Origin of the sequence: Rhizobium acaciae (assembly GCF_025941625.1) — a bacterium.
Classification (GTDB): Bacteria; Pseudomonadota; Alphaproteobacteria; order Rhizobiales; family Rhizobiaceae; genus Rhizobium; species Rhizobium acaciae.
Genome location: NZ_JAPCZO010000010.1, coordinates 34,555 through 58,909 on the forward strand (window position 1 = coordinate 34,555; position 24,355 = coordinate 58,909).

Sequence of the window (24,355 nt, forward strand, 5' to 3'; positions counted from 1 at the left end):
CTCAGGAACCGAGAAGAAGTTTCTTGCCCGCTGCGGCGATCCACGAACCCTTGTTTTCACGCGGCTCGGCACCGCCGCTCTGCAGCAGCTTGTAGGAATCAGCATACCACTGGCTGTCGGGATAATTGTGACCGAGAACAGCAGCGGCCGTCTGCGCCTCGTCGACGATGCCCATGGAGTAATAAGCTTCGACGAGACGCGCCAAGGCCTCTTCGATCTGGTTCGTGTTCGGATATTTCTCGACGACGATGCGGAAGCGCGAGATCGCGGCCAGATATTCCTTCCGCTCCATGTAGTAGCGGCCGATCTGCATTTCCTTGCCGGCGAGCTGGTCGCGTGCAAAGCGGATCTTGGCCTGTGCGTCGTCGACATATTCGGAGTTCGGATAGTTGTCGATGACGGCCTGCATCGCCTCGATCGTCTTGGCCGAGGCGCGCTGGTCCTGCGTCACGTCGACGATCTGCTTGGAATAGGTGAGTCCGATGATATACTGCACATAGGCGGCATCCTGGGACTTCGGATATTGCGACATGTAGCGGTTGCCGGAAGCAAGCGCATCGTCCAGGCGGCCTTGGCGGTATTTGACGAAAGTGCTCATCACAAGCGCCTTGCGCGCCCATTCGGAGAACGGGTTCTCGCGGTCGATCGCGTCGAACTTGCGCCCCGCTTCCGCCATGTTGCCGGCCTTCATATTGGCAAGGCCTTGCGTGTAGAGCACGTCGGGCGGATCGGTTTCGAGGCCGAGCTTGGTGATGTCGATATCGGGGTCCGACTGGCAACCGGAGATCAAGGCGCCTGCGCTGAGCACCAGAAGCGATGCCAACAAAGCACGCGCTGTCTTCATCATACCTTCAGATCCTGCATAACCCATTCGAAAGAACCCCACTGCCGCCGCTCGCTCCACGGCAGCCACGCCTCGCTGGCGTTTCTAGCCACAAATGTGCATCAAGAGCAACGCAATGATAAGGCATTAACGCATTTTTGTGGCAACGACCGCAGAAATGACCGGGCTTTTCATCTTCTTCCGGATCTGTGGCAGCCAGAGCATCGGTTATCGCCGCATACGCGGCCGGACATAAAAAAACCGCCTCCGGGAAAGAGGCGGCCTGGTCTTGAGAATATGCTGGAGGTCATGCCGACCAGGGAGCGAATTCCGAAGCGCTGACAGCGATCAGTTCGCGGGCAGCGACGCGCTGGCGCGGCGTCGACGTCTCGACCACCTCGTAGGCGGAGGAATCGGCGAGCAGCGCCTTCAGCGCATTGGCGTTCATCTTGTGACCGCCGCGATAGGAACGGTAGCAGCCGATGAACTGGGCGCCGGCAAGCGACAGATCGCCGACGGCATCGAGCGTCTTGTGGCGGACGAATTCGTCCTTGGCGTAACGCAGTCCTTCGACGTTGATGACCGTGTTGTCGTCCGAAATGACGACGGAATTTTCGAGTGAAGAGCCGAGCGCGTGGCCCGACGCCCAGAGACGTTCGACATCGCGCATGAAGCCGAAGGTGCGGGCGCGGGAAAGCTCGGCCTTGAAGACGGCGGCGGTCATATCGCCAGCCCACTTCTGCCGGCCGATCAGCGGGCAATCGAAATCGATCTCGACTTCGAAGCGCGTGCCGTCATAGGGGCGGAATTCGCTCCAGGAGCCGCCATGCTCGATTCGCACCGGCCTGGTGATACGGATATAGCGGCGCTTGACGCCAAGCGAGACGAGACCAACCTGCTCGATCGCCTCGACGAAGGGCAGCGAGCTGCCGTCCATGATCGGCATTTCGGAGCCCTGCACTTCGATCACCACATTGTCGAGGCCGAGCGCATAGATAGCGGCCATGACATGCTCGATCGTCGCGACCGAATGGGCGGGCGAGAAGCCGAGTACGGTGCAGAGGTCGGTATTGCCGACCTGCGAGGAAACGGCCTTGAGTTCGGTGATGTCGCGATTGTCATGCAGGCGCTGAAAAACGACGCCGGTGCCCGATTCGGCCGGGTTCAGGGTGATCGAAACGTCAGCGCCCGAATGGACCCCGATGCCCGAAAGCGTCACGGGACGCGATACCGTCGTTTGAAAACCCAGCAAGCCAATTGCCATAAATTCTGCCTTTATTCTTCCGCACCAGCGGTCTGTCCGATCGGCGCGGTCATCGTTTATTCTGCAGCCGGAGCCTGTCAAAAGGTCTCCTGGGGCAGTTTCGTTGCACCATACTTACGTGCGCCGGCGCTCCAATCCAAATCACTGTTTCTTTCGCTTTGTTACGAAGTCACGCGATTGAAATCATTTGCGAATCACGGGCGAAAAAACAGCAATGCCCGGGACCTTGATCCCGGGCATGAGAGGTGCCGAAGCACGGCCTCAGTTTGACTGGCGACGCAGGAATGCCGGGATTTCCAGCTGGTCGTCTTCCTGCATCATCCGGGCCTGCGGAACCGCGCGACCCTGGTCGTCGAGGTTGCCGCGACGCGGTGCGTAGAGGCTTGCCTCCGGCGACAGCGGACGGCGCTGCTGCGAAGCGGCCGGCGGTGCTGCGGTCATATCGGTGGCAACGGCGTCGTCGTCGCGGCGGCCAAGCGAATTGGTGATTCGCTTGAGCAGACCCATCGGACCGCGCTCTTCCGCCGCATGCGCGGAAGCCGGCTGCGCACGGTGATCGAGTTCGGCCTGAACGACCGGCGGGAAATCCTCGACCTTCGGCATGCGCATCGGTTCGGGCGCCTGACGGATGACCGGCTCCTGACGGATCGGCTGCTGCTGGACCGGCTGGCTGATGACGGGCTGGCTCATGGCGGGCGCCGGAGCCTGCTGCTGTACCGGTGCCGGACGCATTGCCGGAGCTTCCGGTGCAGGCGCGAAGATCTTGCTCTGCGGACGGAAGGTTTCCTGCTGTGGCGCCTGCTGCTGCAACGGTGCGGCAGCACGCGGGGCCGGAATTTCGAGCTCGCGTTCCATCTCGGCTTCGCGGATGGTCTGCGCGATCGGATCCATGGCCTTCGGTGCCTGCATCACGGGGGCAGGCTGAACTGCGGCCGCTGCCGGAGCAACAGCCGCGGAGGGACGGATAACCGGCCTTGCTGCCGGCTGGAGGTTCCGTTCGGCGGCTTCGTTCATCGCCCGGTCGATGCCGGTTGCGACGACCGAGACGCGAATGATGCCTTCGAGCGATTCGTCGAAGGTGGCGCCGAGGATGATGTTGGCGTCAGGATCGACTTCCTCGCGGATGCGGGTCGCGGCTTCGTCGACTTCGAAGAGGGTGAGGTCGCGACCGCCGGTGATGGAGATCAGCAGGCCCTGGGCGCCCTTCATCGAGGTTTCGTCGAGCAGCGGGTTGGCGATCGCAGCCTCTGCAGCCTGCAGCGCGCGGCCGGAGCCGGAAGCTTCGCCGGTGCCCATCATCGCGCGGCCCATCTCGCGCATCACCGAGCGGACGTCGGCGAAGTCGAGGTTGATGAGGCCTTCCTTGACCATCAAGTCGGTAATGCAGGCAACGCCCGAATAGAGAACCTGGTCAGCCATGGCGAAGGCATCGGCGAAGGTCGTCTTGTCGTTGGCAATGCGGAAGAGGTTCTGGTTCGGAATGACGATCAGCGTATCGACAGACTTCTGCAGTTCCTGGATGCCCATCTCGGCCAGGCGCATGCGGCGCCCGCCTTCGAAATGGAACGGCTTGGTGACGACGCCGACCGTCAGGATGCCCTTGTTGCGGGCCGCCTGTGCGACAACCGGGGCAGCACCTGTGCCGGTGCCGCCGCCCATGCCGGCGGTGACGAAGCACATATGCGTGCCGTTCAGGTGATCGACGATCTCGTCGATGCACTCCTCGGCGGCCGCGCGGCCGACTTCCGGCTGCGAGCCGGCACCGAGGCCTTCGGTGACGTTGACGCCGAGCTGGATGATGCGCTCGGCCTTCGTCATCGTCAGCGCCTGCGCATCCGTGTTGGCGACGACGAAGTCGACGCCCTGGAGGCCGGCGGTAATCATGTTGTTGACGGCATTGCCGCCACCGCCGCCAACGCCGAACACGGTGATGCGCGGCTTCAGCTCTGTGATGTCAGGCTTTTGCAGCTTGATGGTCATTGTACCTGTTCCTTCTCTCTCCGGCCGCATCGCCACGCCGGCCAATTACGCAATTTCAGAAGCTTTCCTTCAGCCACTGGCCCATGCGGGCTATGCGGCTGTTATTTCCCCCAAGCGACATGAGCAGACCGCTCTGTGACGCATGTGTCTCCATGTCCGCGACCTGCGGATAGATCATCAGGCCGACGGCCGTCGAAAAGGCCGGGCCCTTGGCCGCCGTCGGCAGCCCCGAGACGCCCATCGGACGGCCAATGCGGACGTTGCGGGCAAGGATGCGTCGCGCTACGTCGGCAAGGCCGGTCAGCTGGCTCGCCCCGCCGGTCAGCACGACGCGCTTGCCGACGATCGGGCTGAAGCCGGAGCGCTGGATACGGTCGCGGATCAGTTCCATCGTCTCCTCGATACGGGCCGATACGATGCGCGAAACCAGCGCCCGCGGCACCTGCGACGGCTGGTCGCGATCGTCCTCGCCGATCGGCGGGATCGAGATCAGCTCGCGCTCGTCGGAGGAATTCGAAAGCGCCGAGGCATGCACGACCTTCAGACGCTCCGCATCCTCGATGCGGGTCGAAAGGCCGCGCGCCAGATCGGTGGTGACGTGATGGCCACCGAGGCCGACGGCATCCGTATGAACGAGCTTGCCTTCGGCAAACACCGAGATCGTCGTCGTGCCGCCGCCCATGTCGATCGCCGCGCAGCCGAGCTCGACCTCGTCGTCGACGAGAGCCGCAAGGCCCGATGCATAGGGCGTCGCAACGATGCCCTCGACCGACAGATGCGCGCGGTTGACGCTAAGCTCGAGGTTCTTCAGCGCCGAGCGCTCCGCCGTGACGACATGCATGTCGACGCCGAGCGCATCGCCATACATCGCCAGCGGATCGCGGATGCCGCGCTCGCCGTCGAGCGAGAAGCCGGTCGCCAGCGAATGCAGCACCGAACGGTCCTGGCGCAGCGACTGCTGACAAGCGGCCGACAGCACCTTCTTCAGATCGTTGAGCTCGACTTCCTGGCCGCCGAGATCGATTGTCGCCGTGTAGATGTCGCTGCCGAGACGGCCGGCCGTCAGGTTGACGATCAGGCTTTCGACGGTCAGCCCCGCCATGCGCTCGGCCGCGTCGACGGCGAGACGGATGACGCCTTCCAGCGCGTCGAGATCGGCGATGACGCCGGTCTTGATGCCGCGGGAACGCTGGTGGCCGATGCCGATGATCTCGATATTGTGCGTGCGGCCCGGCAGGATCTGGCTTTCCTCGCGCGGCGTCAGCCGGCCGATCATGCAGACGACCTTGGTCGAACCGATGTCGAGCACGGAAACGACATGTGACCGCTTCGACGAAAGCGGCTTCAGGCGCGGCAATCCGAAATGGGATGAACCGAACAAGCTCATATATTCTGCCCCGCCTTCTTCAATTCCTTCGTACGCTCCGTCACTGCCGTCTGCCTGCGGATCGCCGCCTCCGGCGTCAGCTGGATCGCGGTTCTGTCGGCCAGCCTGAGATCGACTGCGGCAATGTCCCGCTCCAGGAGCTGATGCTCCTTGTCGAACTTCGAAAGCGTCGCCAGTGCCTGGTCGATACCGTCTTCCGGCAGCTTGACGACGACGCCGTTATCCATGTGCAGGTCCCAGCGACGGCCGGATATCCAGACATAGGCCTTCACGCGAGCCTTCACGTTGGGCCACTTCGAGAAGGCTTCATCGAGCGAAGCCGCCGCCGTTTCGGCATCGCGGCCGACGACGAGCGGCAGCGCCGAAAACTTGTTGTCGCGCAGCGGCGCAATGACGCTGCCGTTCTTCTCGATCAGGGAAAGCTCCTGCCCGTGCTGCCAGATCGCATAGGCCTGGCGCTCCTTGAGCTTCACCTCGATCGTCTTCGGATAAATCTTGCGGACCTCGACATTCTCGACCCAGGGAAGATGCGCGATCTTCCGGCGGGCGGCATCGACGTCGAGCGCGACCAGCGAGGTCGTGCCATCAAGGCCGATTAACTGCAGGATCTCGATTTCGGAGGTCTCCGAATTGCCGGAGACCTTGACGTCCTCGATCGCAAAACCCGCGGCCGTCGTCGTCGCCTGCGCGACGGCTTCCGTGTGGCCGCCGAGCGACATGCCGTAAAGCCCCGTCGCGCCCAAGAAAGCGAGCGCCGAGACCGTGCCCGTATGAACAGGAATGTAGATGCGGCCGCTGCAGAGGCTGATCAGGAAGCGCGTGACCCGGCGCAGCGGACGCGGCAGCACGAACCGCTCTTCGGCTTCCATGATCGGAAGCACGGCATGATGGCTGGGGCGCCCTATCCTCTTGACTGTCAACGCAAACAAGACGCGTCCTCCACCATCCACCGGAGAAACTGACCAAATGAATAGCCGGCATGACCGGCCATTTCGGGCACGAGCGAGGTTGGAGTCATGCCAGGCTGGGTATTGACCTCCAGCCAGATGATTTCGCCGTCTTCGGAGAAACGATCGTCGTAACGAAAGTCGGACCGACTGACGCCGCGACAACCGATTGCCTGATGCGCCCTTAGGGACAATGTTTGTATTTTTTGGTAAATATTCGGTGAAATTTTCGCGGGGATGACGTGTTTTGAACCGCCCGCCGCATACTTGGAGTCGTAATCATAGAAATTGTGTCCCTGCGGCACCACTTCCGTGACACCGAGCGGAGTTTCACCCATGACGCCGCAGGTGAGTTCGCGACCGTAAACATAGCGCTCGACGATCACCTCCTCGCCGTAACGCCACTCGGGCGAACTGACGATCTGCGGCGGATGCGCCTGATCTTCCGTGACGATGACGACGCCGAAGCTCGACCCTTCGCGGACGGGCTTCACCACATAAGGCGGCTTCATCGGATGCGTCGAGGGAAAGGCGAAACGGTTGACCACCTGCGATTCGGCGACCGGAATGCCGGCGGCGCCGGCAACGAGCTTCGCCTTGTCCTTGTCCATCGCCAGCGCCGAGGCAAGAACGCCCGAATGCGTATAGGGGATTTCGAGATATTCGAGGATGCCCTGAATGGTGCCGTCCTCGCCGAACGGGCCGTGAAGCGCATTGAAGACGACATCGGGTTTCAGCGCGGCAAGTTTCTCGGAAACGTCGCGCGCCACGTCGATGCGCGTCACGTCGAAGCCCTCCGCCTCGAGAGCTTCTGCGCAAGCCTTTCCCGAGGAAAGGCTGACGGGCCTTTCCGAGGAAAATCCGCCCATCAGGACAGCGACATGCTTGCGACTCATCAACACCCCCAAAAAATAACTTTCATTTTCGAAATCGACGCTTGCGCGAAGCTGTCTGCGCCGTTTCGGGCCTTTGTCCGACCTGGGTGCATTAGAGCATCATTATGGTTAATGAAGTGTTTACTTTCGTTAACTTCGTATTGCCGCGCCCTTGATTTTTAACCTTCTCTTCTTCGGGATTGCCAGATCGAAGACGCCGCCGACCCACGAAAACAGAAAAACCCGCACGGAAAAACCGCGCGGGTTCAATGGGATAGCTCTGCATCGTGCAGTCAGTCGGCGTCGTCGAGGAATTTCCAGACGAGCCCGCCGAGCGCCCCACCCGCAAGCGGCGCAATCCAGAACAGCCAGAGCTGCTGCAGCGCCCAGCCGCCGACGAAAAGCGCTTGGCCGGTGGAACGCGCCGGATTGACCGAGGTATTCGTCACAGGGATAGAAACGAGATGGATCAGCGTCAGCCCGAGGCCGATCGCAAGCGGCGCGAAGCCCGCAGGCACCCGGCTGCTGGTCGATCCCAGGATGATGATCAGGAAGAACATGGTCAGCAGCACTTCGATCAGCAGCGCCGAAAGCAGTGAATAACCGCCGGGAGAATGATCGCCATATCCGTTGGCGGCAAAGCCCCCGAGTTCGAAACCCGCCTTGCCGCTGGCGATGAGATAAAGCAGCGCCGCCGCGGCGATGGCGCCGACAACCTGCACGACGATATAGGGAACGAGGCGCCCCGCCGGAAACCGTCCGGCGACCGTAAGGCCGAGCGAGACCGCGGGATTGAAATGACCGCCCGAAATGCCGCCCACGGCATAAGCCATGGTGAGCACCGTCAGACCGAACGCAAAGGCCACTCCGACAAAACCGATCCCAAGCTCGGGATAGGCCGCGGCCAGCACGGCACTGCCGCATCCGCCGAAGACCAGCCAGAACGTGCCGAGAAATTCGGCAACAAGACTCTTTTGCATGGATATTTCCTCCGCCCTCAACCAGAGGGTAAGCAATGAATCCGTTACAATTCGATTCCGGTCAAGCGCGCGGACGCCGCCGTGGCAAGCCTCACGCAAGGAAGGAAAACCCAAGGATTTGTAATGACGCCCGGAGACGCGAGCCGGTCACGCATGCGGGCCGCGTCCCCTGTATCCACTGCATGTTTTGACATTTTCTCAGATCTGAAATTGCGTTAAGACCCGCCAGCCTCCCAAGGCGCTCCCTAGAAAATACTGGATTGGAATGAAAATGACTGACGCGATCTCCGCATCGCCGACTCCTGCCTCGAACAGCACGCAAGTCAATTCTCCGGCTCGCGTCCTTATCGCCAGCCTTGTCGGCACCACCATCGAATTCTTCGACTTCTACGTCTACGCAACGGCAGCCGTCCTCGTCTTCCCACACCTCTTCTTCCCGGCAAGCGATACGAACGCCGCAACGCTGCAGTCGCTGGTCACTTTCTCGATCGCCTTCTTCGCCCGCCCCATCGGCGCCGTGATTTTCGGTCATTTCGGCGACCGAATCGGCCGCAAGGCGACGCTCGTCGCCGCGCTGATGACGATGGGGCTATCGACCGTGCTGATCGGCATGCTGCCCGGCTATGATGCGATCGGCATCGCAGCACCCTTGTTGCTGGCACTTTGCCGCTTCGGCCAGGGCCTTGGCCTCGGTGGCGAATGGGGTGGCGCCGTTCTGCTTGCCACCGAAAACGCTCCTCCCGGCAAGCGCAGCTGGTACGCGATGTTCCCGCAGCTCGGCGCGCCGATCGGCTTCATCCTCTCCTCCGGCTTCTTCCTCATCCTGGCGGAAACGATGAGCAACGAGGATTTCCTCGACTACGGATGGCGCATTCCCTTCATCGCCAGCCTCGCCCTCGTCGCCGTCGGCCTCTATGTCCGCCTGAAGATTGCCGAGACGCCGGAATTCCGCAAAGCCGTCGAAAAGCACGAGCGCGTCGCCGTGCCGATCGAGGTCGTCTTCCGCAACCATCTGCGCAGCCTGATCCTCGGCACCTTCATCGCCGTCGCGACCTTCGTGCTGTTCTACCTGATGACGGTCTTCACGCTCTCCTGGGGTACGACACCTCTGGAAAAGGGTGGGCTCGGTTACTCCCGCGAGCAGTTCCTGGTCGTCCAGCTTGTCGGCGTCGTCTTCTTCGGCCTGACGATCCCGCTCTCCGGCTGGCTCTCCGATCTCTATTCGCGCCGCATCATCCTGACGCTGACGACGATTGCCATCGCCATCTTCGGCTTCTTCTACGCGACGCTGTTGACCAGCGGTCTCACAGGCGCTTTCCTGTGCTCGATCATCGGCCTCGCCTTGATGGGCTTCACCTATGGTCCGATCGGCGCTGCCCTGGCCGCCCCCTTTCCGACCACGGTGCGCTATACCGGCGCCTCGATGACCTTCAACCTCGGCGGCATCTTCGGGGCTTCGCTCGCCCCTTATATCGCCACCTGGCTCGCCACCCATTATAGTCTGGACTATGTCGGCTACTACCTCGCCGCCTCGGCCGTGATCTCGCTCGTCTGCATCCGGCTGTCGGGCCGCGAGGAAGTCTGAACCTCGATCAGCAAATGAACAACAAGCCGCGACTGCCAACGTCGCGGCTTTTTTATTGATGCCGTGAGCAGTTCCGGTTAACCCGAACACTCGCGGCAAAACGGGAACAGATCATGCGAAGCCTCATTACCGGCGCAGCCGGCTTTGTCGGTGGGCCTCTCGTCGAAAGACTGTATGGAGAGCGGATATGCGAGCTTGCGGTGACGACGCGATCTGCAGCCGCCAGCTTCCCGACATCTGTGCGGCATTTCCCCATCGAGATAACAAGCGAAACCGATTGGGCGGTAGTTCTCGAGGGTATCGATGTCATCGTCCATCTCGCCGCTCGTGTTCACATCATGAACGACCGCGCAGCTGATCCGCTTGCGGAATTTCGCTGGATCAACACCGCCGCCACGTTGAACCTCGCCGAACAGGCCGCCCGCGCGGGCGTAAAAAGGTTCGTCTTCATCAGCAGCATCAAGGCCAATGGCGAGGAGAACGATCGGCCCTTCCGGCACGACGATACGCCAATGCCGATCGATCCCTACGGCATTTCGAAGCTGGAAACCGAAATCGGGCTGCATGAAATCGCCGCCCGAACAGGCATGGAAGTCGTGGTCATTCGCCCGCCGCTCGTTTATGGACCCGGTGCGCGGGGCAACTTCGCCCTGCTGGTCGGACTTGTCCGGAAGAAGATACCGCTCCCCTTCGCGTCGCTGAAGAACCGCCGGACACTGGTCGCGCTCCCAAATCTCGTCGATCTGATCATCGTCGGGATGAAGCATCCGGGTGCTGCCGGCCAGACCTTTCTCGCAGGCGATGGAGAAGATCTTTCGACTCCCGGGCTTATCGAAGGGATTGCCGCAGGGTTGGGTGTCAAACCGATGCTGCTCCCCTTCCCCCCCGCGCTGCTGCAGATGGGCGCGAGAGTCGCCGGAAAGGACGCCGTCTACCAGCGTCTTTGCGGTTCCCTGCAGGTCGATATATCCCATGCCCGCGACGTGCTTGGCTGGTCGCCCCTCGTCACGCCGCGCGAAGGCCTGAAGCTTGCGGTAACGTAAACCGTTATTCGCTCGTCACACCGTGGAACGGACGCACTTCGCGGCCGGGCATGAAGACGCCGAGGCGTTTGATTTCCCATTCGAGCTTGATGCCGTCTTTTTCGAAGACCTCACGACGCACCTGTTCGCCGAGATATTCGAGCTCGTAGCCGGTCGCCTGACCCATGTTGATCATGAAGTTGCAGTGAAGCGACGACATTTGCGCTCCGCCGATGACGAGGCCGCGGCAGCCTGCCTCGTCGATCAGTTTCCAGGCCGAATGGCCGGCCGGGTTCTTGAAGGTCGAGCCGCCGGTCTTTTCGCGTACCGGCTGCACCGTCTCGCGATGGTTGCGCACGGCGTCCATCTCGGCGCGGATCTGGGCGCGCTCTTCCGGATAGCCCTCGAATAGCACGGAGGTGAAGATCAGATCGGTGGATGCGGTCGAATGGCGATAGGAATAGCCCATCTCGGCATTGGAAAGCACATGCTTGTCGCCCTTACGGTCCACCGCATGGACCTCGATCAGCCGCTCCCGCGTCTCCACACCGTTGGCGCCGGCATTCATGCGCGCCGCGCCGCCGATGCCGCCCGGAATGCCGTAGAAGAAATGGAAGCCGCCGATGCCGTTGTCCATCGCCATCGCCGCCACATGTTTATCAGGGCAGATGGCGCCGGCGAGAATCCGGTTTTCGCCGGCAAGCTCGACGAAGCCGAACCCCTTGGCCGACAGGCGCAGCACGACGCCGGGAATGCCGCCGTCGCGCACCAGGATGTTGGAGCCGACGCCGACCACCGTCAGCGGCACCTCTTCCGGCAATATCTTCAGGAAGGCGACGAGATCGTCGATGTCATGCGGCTGGAACATCAGCTCAGCCAGGCCACCGGCCCTGAACCAGGTGACACGGTCCATCGGAGCATCCGGCGTGATACGGCCGCGGATATCCTTTACACCGTCTCCGAGAGACGCGAGAAGCTTTTCCCCATTCACCTGTTTCATACGGACTTTCCCGATAGGCCTTCCAGTTGCTTGGGCAGCGCCGCCGCCCAGGATGTGATGCTCCCAGCCCCCAACAGAACCACGAAATCGCCAGGCTTTGCAACCTCCGCGACCATCTGCGGCAGAAGCTCCGCCGAGCTTAGAAAGCGGGCGTCGCGATGGCCGCCGGATTTTATGCGCGAGACCAGCGACACGGAATCGATACCCTCGATCGGATCCTCGCCCGCCGCATAGACCGGTGCCAGGAAAATGCTGTCGGCATCGTTGAAGCAGGCGGCGAATTCCTCGAACAGGCTCGCAAGACGGCTAAAGCGATGCGGCTGGTGGACGGCGATGACGCGGCCCTTGCAGGACTCTCGGGCGGCACGCAGCACCGCCTTGATCTCGACCGGATGGTGGCCGTAATCGTCGAAGATCTGCACCCCGTTCCACTCTCCGGTCAGCGTGAAGCGGCGCTTAACGCCGCCGAAGGAGGCGAGCCCCTTGGCGATATCGGCGCTCGATATGCCGAGCCGGTTGGCAACGGCAATCGCCGCCGTCGCGTTGGAGATATTATGCCGTCCGGGCATCGGCATGACCAGCCCCTTGAGTTCGATCACCTGGCCGGTGCGGCGGCGGCGGATTTCGACGTCGAAGATCGAGCGCGTGCCGTCGATGCGCACATTCTTGAAGCGCACGTCGGCCTGCGGGTTCTCGCCATAGGTGATGATCTTGCGGTCCTCGATGCGGCCGACCAGCGACTGCACCTCGGGATGGTCAAGGCACATGACGCCGAAGCCGTAGAACGGCACGTTCTCGACGAACTGCCGGAAGGCGGCGCGCACGGCGTCGAAATTGCCGTAATGGTCGAGATGTTCCGGGTCGATATTGGTGATGACCGCGACATCGGCCGGAAGCTTCAGGAAGGTGCCGTCCGATTCGTCGGCCTCGACCACCATCCACTCGCCCTCGCCCATGCGGGCATTGGTGCCGTAGGCATTGATGATACCGCCATTGATGACGGTCGGGTCGAGCCCACCGGCTTCGAGCAATGTGGCGACCAGCGAGGTGGTCGTCGTCTTGCCATGGGTGCCGCCGATGGCGATCGCATTGCGGAAGCGCATCAGCTCAGCCAGCATCTCGGCGCGGCGCACCACCGGCAGCAGCTTTTCGCGCGCGGCGATGAGTTCCGGATTGCTCTTCTTGATTGCCGTCGAGACGACGACGACTTCGGCCTCACCCAGGTTTTCAGGCCGGTGACCGACGAAGACCTCGATGCCCTTGTCGCGCAGGCGTTGGACATTGGCACTGTCGGCCTGGTCCGATCCCTGCACCTTGTGGCCGAGATTGTGCAGCACTTCGGCAATACCGCTCATGCCGATCCCGCCGATGCCGATGAAATGGACGAGACCGATCGTCTTCGGCAGTTTCATGCGCGTGTCCTCTTGAATTCCGCAATTGTCCGTCTGGCGGCAATAGCCTCAACCATGTCGGCAAGCAAGTTCGCTGCATCGGGTTTCCCGGCGAGTTTCGCCGCCGCCGCCATGTGCGAAAGCTTTTCCGGATCGTTCATCACAGCCGTCAGGATCGCCGCGATCTTCTCCGGCGAAAGCTCCGACTGGGCGATCACCTTCGCCCCGCCGGTCGCAGCAAGTGCCGCCGCATTCGCCGCCTGGTCATGATCGAGAGCGTGCGGGTAAGGCACGAGCACGGCAGGCCGGCCGATGACGGAGATTTCCGAAACCGTCGAGGCACCCGAACGGCAGATGACGAGATGCGCCCTCGCCAGCCTCTCGGCCATGTCGGTGAAGAAGGGTGCGATATCGGCTCCCATCTCCAGCCTCGCGACGCAGCCGCTGACCATCTCCATATCCTCGGGACGCACCTGCTGGGTGATGCGCAGGCGCACGCGAAGCGCGTCGTCGAGCAGGCTGATCGCCGTCGGCAGCGTCTTGGAGAAATATTGCGCGCCCTGGCTGCCGCCGAAGACGACGAGGTTGAAGGCCTCGCCCGGATGCGACGGCGTGTAAGGCACCTCGGCTGCGGCGATGATTGCCGGGCGGACCGGATTACCCGTCGTCACCGTCTTCTCCGGGAAGGCAGCGCCTCCCTCCGGCAGGAAACCGCCGGCGATGGCTTGCACGCGGGTTGCCAAGGCCTTGTTGGCGCGCCCCATCACCGCATTTTGCTCGTGGATCATCGAGGGCACGCCGAGCCGGGTGGCGGCAAGCAGCGGCGGCACGGTGGGATAACCGCCGAAACCGACGACAATAACAGGCTGCAGCCGCTGGATCAGCTTCTTTGCCGCCCGCATGCCGCTCCAAAGGGTCCATAGCGAGCGGGCGACCGCAACCGGGTTCTTCGAGCCGATCGTCGCCGACGGCACGACATGGATTTCCTCGGCCGGGAACTTGCCGGCATAACGCTCGGCCCGGCTGTCCGTGACGAGATGCACCGAATAGCCGCGCTCCTTCAGCTTGAAGGCCAGCGCCTCCGCCGGGAACACATGGCCGCCGGTCCCTCCGGCGGCAAGCAGCACGATGCCTTTGCTCATGGTCTTCTACTCCGCCGGCATGCCGTGCGGGACGCGGAAGAGGCTCCGGTCCTGCGCGCGTTTTTCCGGTCGATGGCGCGTCAGCGCCAGAATGAAGCCGGCGGTGACGCAGATCGCCACCATAGACGAGCCGCCATAGGAAATCAGCGGCAGCGTCATGCCCTTCGCCGGCAGCAGTTCGAGATTGACGCCGATATTGATGATCGACTGGATGCCCATCTGCAGCACCAGGCCGGCGACGGCGAAACGGTTGAAATCGTTCCGCTCGCGATAGGCATGCGAGAGGCCGCGCAGCACCAGCACGGTAAACAGCGCGACGAGCGCCATGCAGAAGACGATGCCGAACTCCTCGGCCGCGACCGAGAAGATGAAGTCGGTATGCGCATCCGGGATGATGCGCTTGACGATGCCTTCGCCCGGTCCCTGGCCGAACCAACTGCCGCGGATGATCGCCTCGCGCGCGGTATCGATCTGGAACGTATCACCCTCGCCAGTCATGAACTTGTCTATTCGGCCGGCGACGTGCGGGAAGACGTAGTAGGCGCTGAGCAGGCCGCCGGCGCCGCCGATGCCGAGCAGCATGATCCAGATCCATGGCATGCCGGCCATGAAGAACATCCCGCCCCAGACGGCCGTGGTCAGGATGGTCTGGCCGAGGTCCGGCTGCGCGACGAGAAGGGCCGCGACGATGCCGAACAGAATGATGGCAAAGAGATTGCCGGGAATCTCCGGCTGGCGCGCATGTTCGGCAAACAGCCAGGCGCAGACCACGACGAAGGCAGGCTTCATGAATTCCGACGGCTGGATGGAAAGGCCGGCGATCCAGATCCAGCGCCGGCCACCCTTGACCTCCTGCCCGACGAACAGCACCAGCACCATCATGGCGACCGAGATGATCAGGATCAGGATCGCGGTTCGCCGCACCTGGCGTGGCGTCAGGAACGACAGCCCGAGCATGACGCCGATCGAAGGGATCATGAAGGCCGCATGGCGCTTGACGAAGTGGAAGGGCTCGAGCCCGATGCGTTCGGCGACCGCAGGAGATGCCGCAAACGACAGCATGAATCCGATGCCCATCAGGAAGATGAACATTGCCAGGAAGAAGCGGTCGATGGTCCAGAACCAATCGGCCAGAGGCCCACGTTCCGCGCGGCTTACCATGTCATTTCTCTCCTGTTGCCGGACCGATCAGCATCGTAATCCCGTCAAGCGCCGCCACGTGGCCGACGAAGGCTTCGCCCCTGACTTCGAAGTTCTTATACTGGTCGAAGCTTGCGCAAGCCGGGGATAACATCACGGCCGAAGCAGCGCTCTCGTCGCGTTCGGCATCGGCGGCCGCATGCGCGACGGCGCGCTCCAGCGTGCCCGAGATCTCGTAAGGCACGGCCTCGCCGAGCGTCGCGGCGAATTCCGCCGCCGCCTCGCCGATCAGATAGGCCTTGGCGATGCGCGGAAAATAGGGAGCAAGCGTCGTGATCCCGCCAGCCTTCGGCAGGCCGCCGGCGATCCAGTAGATGCGGTCATAGCTCGAAAGAGCCGGTGCTGCGGCGTCGGCATTGGTCGCTTTGGAATCGTTGACGAAAACGACGCGGCCACGCTGCCCGACCGGCTGCATGCGGTGCTTGAGGCCGGGAAACGAGGCAAGGCCGGCGCGGATGGCGTCGGCGGAAACCCCGACCGCGAGGCAGGCGGCAACGGCTGCGGCGGCGTTCTGCGCATTATGGCTGCCGCGCAGCGTCTGGATGCCGTCGAGATCGGCGAAGGGCAGCATGGCGCCGCAGGCGGCCTGGATGAGTTTGGTGCCCTCGGCATAGATGCCGTCGGCCAGCACGTTGCGGCGCGAAATACGGACCACCTTGACGCCTGCCCGCTCGACACGGTCGGCAATCAGCGCCGAATGGCTGTCGTCGACGCCGATGATCGCGACGTCGCTGCCGGCGACCAGCCGTTCCTTGATATCCGCATAATGCTGCATGGTGCCGTGACGGTCGAGATGATCGGGCGTCAGGTTGAGCAGGATGCCGGCAGATGGGTCCAGCGTCGGCGCCAGATCGATCTGGTAGGAGGAGCATTCGACGACGTAATAACGCTCGGCCTTCGGCGGATCGAGCGTCAGCACCGCCGTGCCTATATTGCCGCCAAGCTGCGTGTCGTAGCCTGATGATTTCAGGATATGGGCGATCAGCGCCGTCGTGGTCGACTTGCCGTTGGTGCCGGTTATGGCGATGAAAGGGCAATCCGGCGCATGGGCGCGGCGCTCGCGCACGAAGAGTTCGACGTCACCGACGATATCGACGCCGGCCGCCCGCGCCAGATCGACGGTCCAATGCGGCTTCGGATGGGTGAGCGGCACGCCGGGCGACAGCACGAACAGCGCCTGCTGGCTCCAGTCGATGTTGTGCAGGTCTTCCGTCCTGATGCCTTCGGCAGCGGCCTTGGCGACACTGTCCGGATTGTCGTCCCAGGCGGTCACCTCGGCACCGCCTGATACCAGCGCCCGGGCGGTGGCAAAGCCGGAGCCGCCGAGCCCGAAGAGCGCGACCTTCCTGTCCTTGAGCGTCGTGACCGGGATCATCGCTGCCTCACCGGAGCTTCAGCGTCGAAAGGCCAAGCATCGCAAGGCCGACGGCGACGATCCAGAAGCGGATCACCACCTGGCTCTCGGTCCAGCCCTTCTTCTCGAAGTGATGATGGATCGGCGCCATCAGGAAGACACGCCGGCCGGTCATCTTGAAGAAACCGACCTGGATGATGACCGACAGCGTCTCGATGACGAAGAGGCCGCCGATGATTGCCATGACGATCTCGTGCTTGGTGGCGACGGCGACGGTGCCGATCGTGCCGCCGAGTGCCAGCGACCCCGTGTCGCCCATGAAGATGGCGGCCGGCGGCGCGTTGAACCAGAGAAAGCCAAGGCCGGCGCCGATGACGGCGCCAAGCACGACGGCGAGCTCGCCAGTGCCGGGCACGAAATTGATCTGCAGATAGTTCGCAAACACCACATTGCCGGCGAGATAGGCGATGACGCCGAAGGAGGCGGCGGCGATCATCACAGGCACGATGGCAAGCCCGTCGAGACCGTCAGTCAGGTTGACGGCATTGCCGGCGCCGACGATGACGAAGCCGCCGAAGACGACGAACATGATGCCGATATTGATCATGAAGTCCTTGAAGAAGGGAAAGGCGATCGAGGAGCCGAAGGTCGAGCCGGCAATCCCCGAGGCAAGGGCGGTGCGCATCATGAAATAGACGGCGATGCCGGCGATGACGAATTCGATGCCGAGACGCGCCTTGCCGGAAAAGCCCATGTGGCTCTGCTTCGTTACCTTGAGATAGTCGTCGTAGAAGCCGATCGCACCGAAGCCCAACGTCACCAGCAGCGTGGCGACCACATAGACGTTGGAAAGATCGGCCCAGAGCAGCGACGCGCCGACGATGCCGGCGAGGATCATCAGCCCGCCCATGGTCGGCGTGCCGGCCTTCTTGAAATGCGTCTGCGGCCCGTCGGCGCGGATCGGCTGGCCCTTGCCCTGCCGGATGCGCAGCGAATTGATGATCGTCGGCCCGAACAGGAAGACGATCAGTGCTGAGGTGAAGAGAGCAGCCCCCGTGCGGAAGGTAATATATCTGAACAGGTTCAGAAATTTGAAATATTCCGACAGTTCGACAAGCCAGATCAGCATTCAGGGCCCCTTGTTTACCCGATCAAAATTCGCGTTGCGTGTCGGCAACTGGCGGGAACTTGTCAAGGAGCGCGGCGACGATCTTGCCGAAACCGATGCCCAGAGACGATTTCACCATCAACACGTCGCCTGGCGCGACCGAGTTCAATACATAATCCGTCAATTCGCTCGTGTTCTCGCGATATTCGACATGGACGCTTTCCGGCAACGATTCCTTGAGCACAGCCATCTCCGCTCCTGCGAGCCAGACATGCTCGATGCCGGCAGCAAGCAACGGCACGGCAAGGTCGGTATGGACCTTTTGCGCATACTCGCCCATCTCCAGCATGTCGCCGAGCACGGCGATACGGCGTCCGCGGCCGGTCGGCTCCGAGGCTGCCAGCAGCGCGATCGCCGCGCGCATCGAGGCCGGATTGGCATTGTAGCTCTCGTCGATCAGCGTGAAGCTGCCGCCGCCGATGACAAACCGGTGGCGCTTGCCCCTGCCCTTTTCCGGCCTCAGCGTCGCAAGCGCTTCGATCGCCTTCTGCATATCGGCGCCGACGATCCTGACGACGCCGAGCGCTGCGAGCGCATTCTCGGCGATATGGCGGCCCGGTGCGCCGAGCGCGACCTCCAGCGTCTCGCCGCCGATCGTCAGCCACAGCGTCGAATTCTCGTCGGAACCGTTGAATTCTGCGAGCCGGAATTCGGCCTTGGCATGCTGGCCGAAAGAATGAATATGCTCGATGCCGAGCGACTGCGCCGTGCGGTCGAGGAAATTGAACTGGTCGTTGTCGCGGTTGAGCACGACATGGCCGCCGGGTTCGAGCCCCTCGAAGATCTCGGCCTTGGCGGCGGCAATTTCCTTGATGTTCTTGAAATTGCCGAGATGCGCCGGCGCGATCGTCGTGATGATGGCGACATCGGGACGGATCATCGCCACCAGCGGCCGGATCTCGCCGGGGTGGTTCATCCCGACTTCGAAGACGCCATAATCCGTATCCTCAGGCATGCGCGCCAGCGTCAGCGGCACGCCCCAATGATTGTTGAAGGAGGCGACGGAGGCGTGCACCTTGCCGGAGGGCGACAGCACATGCCGCAGCATTTCCTTGGTGGTCGTCTTTCCCACAGACCCCGTCACCGCGATGATCCGAGCCCGCGAACGCTCGCGCGATGCAAGGCCGAGCCGGCCGAGTGCCGCGAGCACGTCTTCCACGACGATCATCGGCACCGTCAGGCGGCCCATGGCGGGAAGCCTCGCCTCGCTGACGACGAGAAGGGAAGCGCCGTTCGCCATCGCCATCGAGGCGTAGTCGTGACCGTCGACGCGGTCGCCCTTGATCGCGAAGAAAGCTTCGCCTGGCGTAATCGAGCGGCTGTCGATGGAAATGCCGGTGATGCCTTCGGGCAGCGTGCCGAAAGGGCGCCCCGCCATCACTGCGATCATGTCTTCCGTCGTCCAGAGCCAGCTCAAGATTTCAACTCCTCCAAGGCCTTGCGCACCTCCGCATGATCGGAGAACGGCAGGGTGACGCCGCCGATCGTCTGCCCTTCCTCATGCCCCTTGCCGGCGACGATCAGCGTATCGCCGGATCTCAGCATGCCGACCGCCTCGCGGATCGCCATGGCGCGATCGGCGATTTCCGCGGCGCAGCTCGCTGCCGTCATGATCTCCGCGCGGATCGAGGCCGGTTCCTCCGAACGCGGATTATCGTCGGTGACGATAACGACGTCGGCAAGACGGCAGGCGATTTCGCCCATGATCGGCCGTTTGCCGCGGTCACGGTCGCCGCCGCAGCCGAAAACGACGATGACGCGGCCGGTGGTGAAGGGTCTGACCGAGCCCAGCACGTTTTCCAGCGCATCCGGCTTGTGGGCGTAGTCGACATAGGCGAGCGCGCCGTCTTTCGTATGGCCGACGAGTTCGAGACGGCCGGACGCGCCGACGAGCTTTTCGAGCGCGGCCATCGCAACCTTCGCCTCAACGCCGGTCGACATGGCAAGCCCTGCTGCGACCAGCGCGTTGGCCACCTGGAAATCGCCGGCCAGCGGAATGTCCACCTCGAAGATCTCGCCGCCGATATGAATCTCGGCCATCTGCTTGTGGCGGAAGTGCTCGACGCGCTTCAACGAGAGGTAATCGCCCTTTCGCCCGACGGTACGAATGTCGTGACCGGCATCGGTCGCGGCCTTGATCGCCTGCGCCGACCACGGATCGTCGGCGAAGATCACCGCCGGCGATCCCTTCGGCAACAGCGTATCGAAAAGCCGCATCTTGGCGGCCATATAGGCCTCGACGGTCGGATGATAATCCATGTGGTCGCGGCCGAGATTGGTGAAGGCGGCGGCCGCAAGCCTGACGCCATCAAGCCGGCACTGGTCGAGACCGTGGCTGGAGGCCTCCATGGCGGCATGCGTCACGCCCTCTCCGGCAAGTTCCGCCAGTAGCGCGTGCAGAGAGACCGGATCGGGCGTCGTCAGTGAGCCATATTCGTTGCGTGTCGGCGAGACGACACCCGTCGTGCCGATCATCGCGGCCGCGTGGCCCGCATATGCCCAGATCTGCCGGGTGAAAGAAGCGACCGAGGTTTTGCCGGCCGTGCCGGTGACGGCGACCATGGTATCGGGCTGCCTGCCGTGGAAGCGTGCGGCGGCGATGGAGAGGAAACGGCGCGGCTCCTTGACCGCAAGCACGGGGATCGAAGCATCGACGGCTTGGGCGGCGATGGCGACGGCAGCGCCGCGGCCGGCGGCATCCACGATGAAGCCCGCACCGTCCGCCTTGGTGCCGGCGACCGCGACGAAGACATTGCCCGGCGCCACCTTGCGGCTATCCGAAGACAGGCCTGAAATATCAAGCAGGCCTGCCGGGCCTTCGAGCTGTGCTTCAAGTTCCGGGAACTGATCTCCGGCCAAGTCTCGCAATTTCATCGAATGCACTTTTCTCTCTTGAAGCCGGTCCACCCCTCGCGAATCGGCGTCGATATTCATTCACACTCAATAAGACACCAGCAAGGCCGATCCGCCCTCCCCGAATTTCGGCTCGATGCCGAGAATAGGGGCCGCACGCCTGATGATCTCGCGGGCGATCGGGCCGGCGGTACCGGCGGAGATCGTTCCGCCATAGGCTTTCTCGCCGCTCTTCGGCTCGTCGCAGAAAGTGATCACGGCATATCTGGGATCATTCATGGGGAATGCGGCGATGAAGGAATTGAAATTCAGGGTTGCCGAATAGCGCCCATTCACCACCTTGTCGGCCGTGCCCGTCTTGCTGCCGACGGAAAAGCCCGGCACTCGGGCGACGCGCCCGGATCCCTTGTAGCCGTTGAAATCGAGGAGATAGCGGATCTCGTCGCTGGTGGTCTTCTTGATGACCTGCGTGGCGATCTCATCGGCCTGTTCGCGTGTGCGCGGCAGGAATGTCGGCTCGATCAGCTTGCCGCCGTTGACGAGAGCGGCAGCCGCCACCCCTGTCTGCAGCGCCGTCGTCGAGACGCCATGGCCGAAGGAAATCGTGATCGAATTGATCTTCTTCCAGACGCGCGGCTGGCTCGGCATCTTCACTTCGGGCAGCTCGGTCTGCATCTTCGTCAAAAGGCCGAACTTGGTCAGATAGTCCTTCTGCGCGTCGATGCCGACGATGTCGATGACACGCGCCGTACCGATATTCGAAGAATACTGGAAAATCTCGGGAACGGTCAGCCAGCGGCGCTGCCCGTGAAAATCGTGGATGGTGAAGCCGCCGATATAGATCGATTTGCTGGCATCGAAACTGTCGGTCATCTTCACCTTGCCGCTATCGAGCGCCATGGCCAGCGAAAAGGTCTTGAACGTCGAGCCCATTTCGAAGGTGCCGTTGGTCATCCGGTTGAGCCAACCCTCCTTGGCGCCTTCCTGCGGATCGTTCGGATCGAAATCCGGCGCCGATGCCATCGCCAGCACTTCCCCGGTATGCACGTCGATGACCGCAGCACCGGCGCCCTTGGCCTGGAAGTTGGTGACGGCATTGACGACCGCGTCCCGGACGATGTTCTGCACGCGCAGGTCGATCGATAGCCGCACCGGCTCAAGCGGCTGGTCGCTGGTCATGCCGACGGAGGCGAGATCGGCAAGCCCCTGGTCGTCGATAAATTTCTCCATGCCGGCGACACCGCGGTTGTCGATGTTGACGTAACCGAGGATATGCGCGGCGGTCGCCCCGCCCGGATAGAAGCGGCGCTTCTCCGGCCGGAAGCCGATGCCGGGAATGCCGAGCGCCAGGATCTGGCTCTGCTGCTTCGGCGTCAGTTGCCGGCGCAGCCAGGCGAAATGCGAGGTCTTGACCGAGAGCTTCTTATAAGTGTCCCTGACGTCGAGCTCGGGCAGCACCGTTGCAAGCTTCTCGACCGCCTCGTCGGCATCGACGATCTTGTTCGGTTCGGCAAACAGCGAGACGGTGCGGATGTCGGTCGCCAGCACCTCGCCGTTGCGGTCGAGAATGTCGGGGCGCGAGGCCATCAGCCGGTCGGGCGGCAGGATGCTGGAGACGACCTCCTGATCCTTCATCGCATATTCGACGAGACGGCCGCCGATGACGGCGTAGACACCCATGAAGCCAAGGATCAGCAGGCCGACGCGGCTTTTTGCCTGCCCCGATCTCTTCTTGCGCGACCCCTCGATCGCCAGGCCGGCGGGGGAAGGACCGCCGAACCGGTTATAGACTCCGGCGGAGAAATGCGCCTGGCTCTTCAAAACCATGATGCGGGAAAGAAACGACATTATTCCTCCACCGATCCGGTTTCGATCTGGTCTGCATCCTCTGCCTCGCCGCGTGGCGCAGGTATCGGAATGGGCTGCACCTTGGCGGTGACTTGCGCGCCCTTGGCGGCGTCTGGCGCGCCCTTGGCGCTGGCAACAGTTGCGCTCTTGGCGTTGGCCACGGTCGCACTCTTGGCGCTGACCTTTGCCTCCGTCACCTCAGGCACGGGAACCTCGGATTTCAGCATCGGCAATTCCTTGGCATGCACGAGCGCCGTCGATTCCGTCGGCTGCAGCTTCAATTCTTCATTATAGGCCTTGACCAGCCGCTCCAGCCGGTTCGGCTGCGATTGCAGCGCCCAGTCGGCCTTGAGAAGGTCGATCGTGTCCTTCTCGAGCTTGATCTCGGCTTCGAGGCGATGAACCTCCTCGAGCTTCAATTCGGCGCGGTGCTTGATCGTGTAGGTCACGGCGGCGGTGGCCGTCATGACGCCGATGAGCACGAGATCGAACGTTTTCAGCATATCAACCTCCAAGCTTTCCGAGACTGGCAAGATTGGGAAACCCGAAGAGCGACATATCCGCGGCTTCGGTGGCCGCGTCCGTCCTCAGCCCGGCGCGCAGCTTGGCGGAGCGGGCGCGCGGATTGATCTCGGCCTCCGCCTCGCTTGCCGAAACTATCGGCTTGCCAATCGCCGCAAAGGTTGCCGCCCGCTCATGCGCGACCGGCAGATGCCGCGAACCCGACGCCTTGCCGGCGCGGTCGGAGAAGAATTTCTTGACGATGCGGTCTTCGAGCGAATGAAAGGTGACGACGACGAGCCGCCCGCCGGGTTTCAGCGCCGCTTCCGCCGCAAACAGCGCCTGCGCCAGTTCGCCGAGTTCGTCGTTGACGAAGATGCGCAATGCCTGGAAGACCCGCGTTGCCGGATGGATCTTGTCCTTCATCTTGCGCGGTGTGACGAACTCGATGAGACCGGCGAGATCGCGTGTCGTTTCAAATGGCTTTTCGGCGCGGCGCTTCTCGATCGCATGGGCGATGCGCGGCGCCTGGCTTTCCTCGCCGAGAAAATGGAAGATGCGGATGAGATTGGCGACCTTGGCGCGGTTGACGACATCCGCGGCCGAAACGCCTTCGGCCGACATGCGCATGTCGAGCGGACCGTTTTTCTGGAAGGAGAAGCCACGTTCGGCCTCGTCGATCTGCATGGAGGAGACGCCGATATCGAGCACGACGCCGTCGAGCCCGCCTTGCGGCGCATGATCGGCAAGATGCGAGAATTGCGAATGAACGAGCCTGAGCCGACCGCCATGGGCGGCGACCATCGCCTGCCCTGATGCAATCGCCGTCGGGTCGCGATCGAGCGCGATCACCTCGGCGCCGGCAGCAAGGATGGCCGAGCTGTAACCGCCCGCACCGAACGTACCGTCGAGGATGAGCTTGCCGGGCGCGGGCGCCAATGCCGCAAGGACTTCGTCGAGAAGAACAGGAATGTGACGAACCGGTCCGCCACCGGCATCAGTTGAACCTCCGCCAGGATTCGCCACCATTCCGTT

General features: G+C 62.7%; 20 protein-coding genes. 2 read left to right on the plus strand and 18 right to left on the minus strand.

The window, feature by feature from the left end; all coding sequences use genetic code 11:
• Position 1 precedes the first annotated feature (1 nt).
• The 7 genes from OLZ32_RS16955 to aqpZ all read right to left on the minus strand — a co-directional run bounded on the left by OLZ32_RS16955 (position 2) and on the right by aqpZ (position 8,256).
• The gene (locus OLZ32_RS16955) at positions 2 to 871 is read right to left on the minus strand and encodes an outer membrane protein assembly factor BamD (protein WP_017988948.1); all 870 of its coding nucleotides are present in this window, start codon (positions 869 to 871) and stop codon (positions 2 to 4) included.
• Between the two features lie 259 nt (positions 872 to 1,130).
• Positions 1,131 to 2,087 (minus strand): UDP-3-O-acyl-N-acetylglucosamine deacetylase, encoded by a 957-nt coding sequence (gene lpxC / locus OLZ32_RS16960; protein WP_264421862.1) that lies wholly within the window; start codon positions 2,085 to 2,087, stop codon positions 1,131 to 1,133.
• Between the two features lie 261 nt (positions 2,088 to 2,348).
• Complete coding sequence (gene ftsZ, locus OLZ32_RS16965) at positions 2,349 to 4,067, minus strand: cell division protein FtsZ (RefSeq protein WP_017988949.1); 1,719 nt, start codon at positions 4,065 to 4,067, stop codon at positions 2,349 to 2,351.
• Positions 4,068 to 4,122: 55 nt separating this feature from the next.
• Complete coding sequence (gene ftsA / locus OLZ32_RS16970) at positions 4,123 to 5,454, minus strand: cell division protein FtsA (protein WP_003561012.1); 1,332 nt, start codon at positions 5,452 to 5,454, stop codon at positions 4,123 to 4,125.
• The gene (locus OLZ32_RS16975; protein ID WP_017988950.1) at positions 5,451 to 6,383 is read right to left on the minus strand and encodes a cell division protein FtsQ/DivIB; all 933 of its coding nucleotides are present in this window, start codon (positions 6,381 to 6,383) and stop codon (positions 5,451 to 5,453) included. The genes ftsA and OLZ32_RS16975 overlap by 4 nt, the downstream gene beginning before the upstream one ends.
• Positions 6,371 to 7,297 (minus strand): D-alanine--D-alanine ligase, encoded by a 927-nt coding sequence (locus OLZ32_RS16980; RefSeq protein WP_017988951.1) that lies wholly within the window; start codon positions 7,295 to 7,297, stop codon positions 6,371 to 6,373. Before OLZ32_RS16980 ends, OLZ32_RS16975 begins: the two co-directional genes overlap by 13 nt.
• A gap of 272 nt (positions 7,298 to 7,569) precedes the next feature.
• A complete protein-coding gene (gene aqpZ / locus OLZ32_RS16985; RefSeq protein ID WP_011652793.1) occupies positions 7,570 to 8,256 on the minus strand; it encodes an aquaporin Z in 687 nt (228 codons plus the stop codon).
• A gap of 271 nt (positions 8,257 to 8,527) precedes the next feature.
• On the opposite strand from aqpZ, the gene OLZ32_RS16990 reads away from it, so the two are divergent.
• Both OLZ32_RS16990 and OLZ32_RS16995 read left to right on the plus strand, forming a co-directional pair.
• Complete coding sequence (locus tag OLZ32_RS16990) at positions 8,528 to 9,841, plus strand: MFS transporter (RefSeq protein WP_264399120.1); 1,314 nt, start codon at positions 8,528 to 8,530, stop codon at positions 9,839 to 9,841.
• Between the two features lie 113 nt (positions 9,842 to 9,954).
• Positions 9,955 to 10,884, plus strand: coding sequence for a UDP-glucose 4-epimerase family protein (locus OLZ32_RS16995; RefSeq protein WP_264399119.1), 930 nt, complete (start codon positions 9,955 to 9,957; stop codon positions 10,882 to 10,884).
• A gap of 4 nt (positions 10,885 to 10,888) precedes the next feature.
• Here the strand turns inward: OLZ32_RS16995 and murB are convergent, their stop codons facing one another.
• Genes murB through rsmH form a run of 11 tightly spaced genes read right to left on the minus strand, consistent with a single transcriptional unit; the run spans position 10,889 to position 24,349 of the window.
• Complete coding sequence (gene murB, locus OLZ32_RS17000; protein ID WP_264399118.1) at positions 10,889 to 11,863, minus strand: UDP-N-acetylmuramate dehydrogenase; 975 nt, start codon at positions 11,861 to 11,863, stop codon at positions 10,889 to 10,891.
• On the minus strand, positions 11,860 to 13,275 hold the full coding sequence (gene murC, locus OLZ32_RS17005; RefSeq protein WP_003541409.1) for a UDP-N-acetylmuramate--L-alanine ligase: 1,416 nt from the start codon (positions 13,273 to 13,275) through the stop codon (positions 11,860 to 11,862). Before murC ends, murB begins: the two co-directional genes overlap by 4 nt.
• A complete protein-coding gene (gene murG, locus OLZ32_RS17010; protein ID WP_264399117.1) occupies positions 13,272 to 14,396 on the minus strand; it encodes an undecaprenyldiphospho-muramoylpentapeptide beta-N-acetylglucosaminyltransferase in 1,125 nt (374 codons plus the stop codon). The genes murC and murG overlap by 4 nt, the downstream gene beginning before the upstream one ends.
• A 6-nt stretch (positions 14,397 to 14,402) precedes the next feature.
• The gene (gene ftsW, locus OLZ32_RS17015) at positions 14,403 to 15,557 is read right to left on the minus strand and encodes a putative lipid II flippase FtsW (RefSeq protein WP_017988955.1); all 1,155 of its coding nucleotides are present in this window, start codon (positions 15,555 to 15,557) and stop codon (positions 14,403 to 14,405) included.
• A 1-nt stretch (position 15,558) separates the two neighbouring features.
• Entirely contained in the window at positions 15,559 to 16,971 is a 1,413-nt protein-coding gene (gene murD / locus OLZ32_RS17020) for a UDP-N-acetylmuramoyl-L-alanine--D-glutamate ligase (protein WP_264399116.1), read from the minus strand.
• Positions 16,972 to 16,978: 7 nt separating this feature from the next.
• A complete protein-coding gene (gene mraY / locus OLZ32_RS17025; RefSeq protein ID WP_003541415.1) occupies positions 16,979 to 18,079 on the minus strand; it encodes a phospho-N-acetylmuramoyl-pentapeptide-transferase in 1,101 nt (366 codons plus the stop codon).
• A gap of 22 nt (positions 18,080 to 18,101) precedes the next feature.
• Positions 18,102 to 19,535, minus strand: coding sequence for a UDP-N-acetylmuramoylalanyl-D-glutamyl-2,6-diaminopimelate--D-alanyl-D-alanine ligase (locus OLZ32_RS17030; protein ID WP_264399115.1), 1,434 nt, complete (start codon positions 19,533 to 19,535; stop codon positions 18,102 to 18,104).
• Positions 19,532 to 21,052 (minus strand): UDP-N-acetylmuramoyl-L-alanyl-D-glutamate--2,6-diaminopimelate ligase, encoded by a 1,521-nt coding sequence (locus OLZ32_RS17035; RefSeq protein ID WP_264399114.1) that lies wholly within the window; start codon positions 21,050 to 21,052, stop codon positions 19,532 to 19,534. Before OLZ32_RS17035 ends, OLZ32_RS17030 begins: the two co-directional genes overlap by 4 nt.
• A 6-nt stretch (positions 21,053 to 21,058) precedes the next feature.
• Positions 21,059 to 22,819 (minus strand): peptidoglycan D,D-transpeptidase FtsI family protein, encoded by a 1,761-nt coding sequence (locus tag OLZ32_RS17040; RefSeq protein ID WP_264399113.1) that lies wholly within the window; start codon positions 22,817 to 22,819, stop codon positions 21,059 to 21,061.
• A complete protein-coding gene (gene ftsL / locus OLZ32_RS17045) occupies positions 22,819 to 23,322 on the minus strand; it encodes a cell division protein FtsL (RefSeq protein ID WP_264399112.1) in 504 nt (167 codons plus the stop codon). The genes OLZ32_RS17040 and ftsL overlap by 1 nt, the downstream gene beginning before the upstream one ends.
• Position 23,323: 1 nt before the next feature.
• Positions 23,324 to 24,349 carry a 16S rRNA (cytosine(1402)-N(4))-methyltransferase RsmH gene (gene rsmH, locus OLZ32_RS17050; RefSeq protein WP_264421864.1) on the minus strand — a complete coding sequence of 342 codons (1,026 nt, stop codon included), beginning with the start codon at positions 24,347 to 24,349 and terminating at the stop codon, positions 23,324 to 23,326.
• Positions 24,350 to 24,355: the final 6 nt, after the last annotated feature.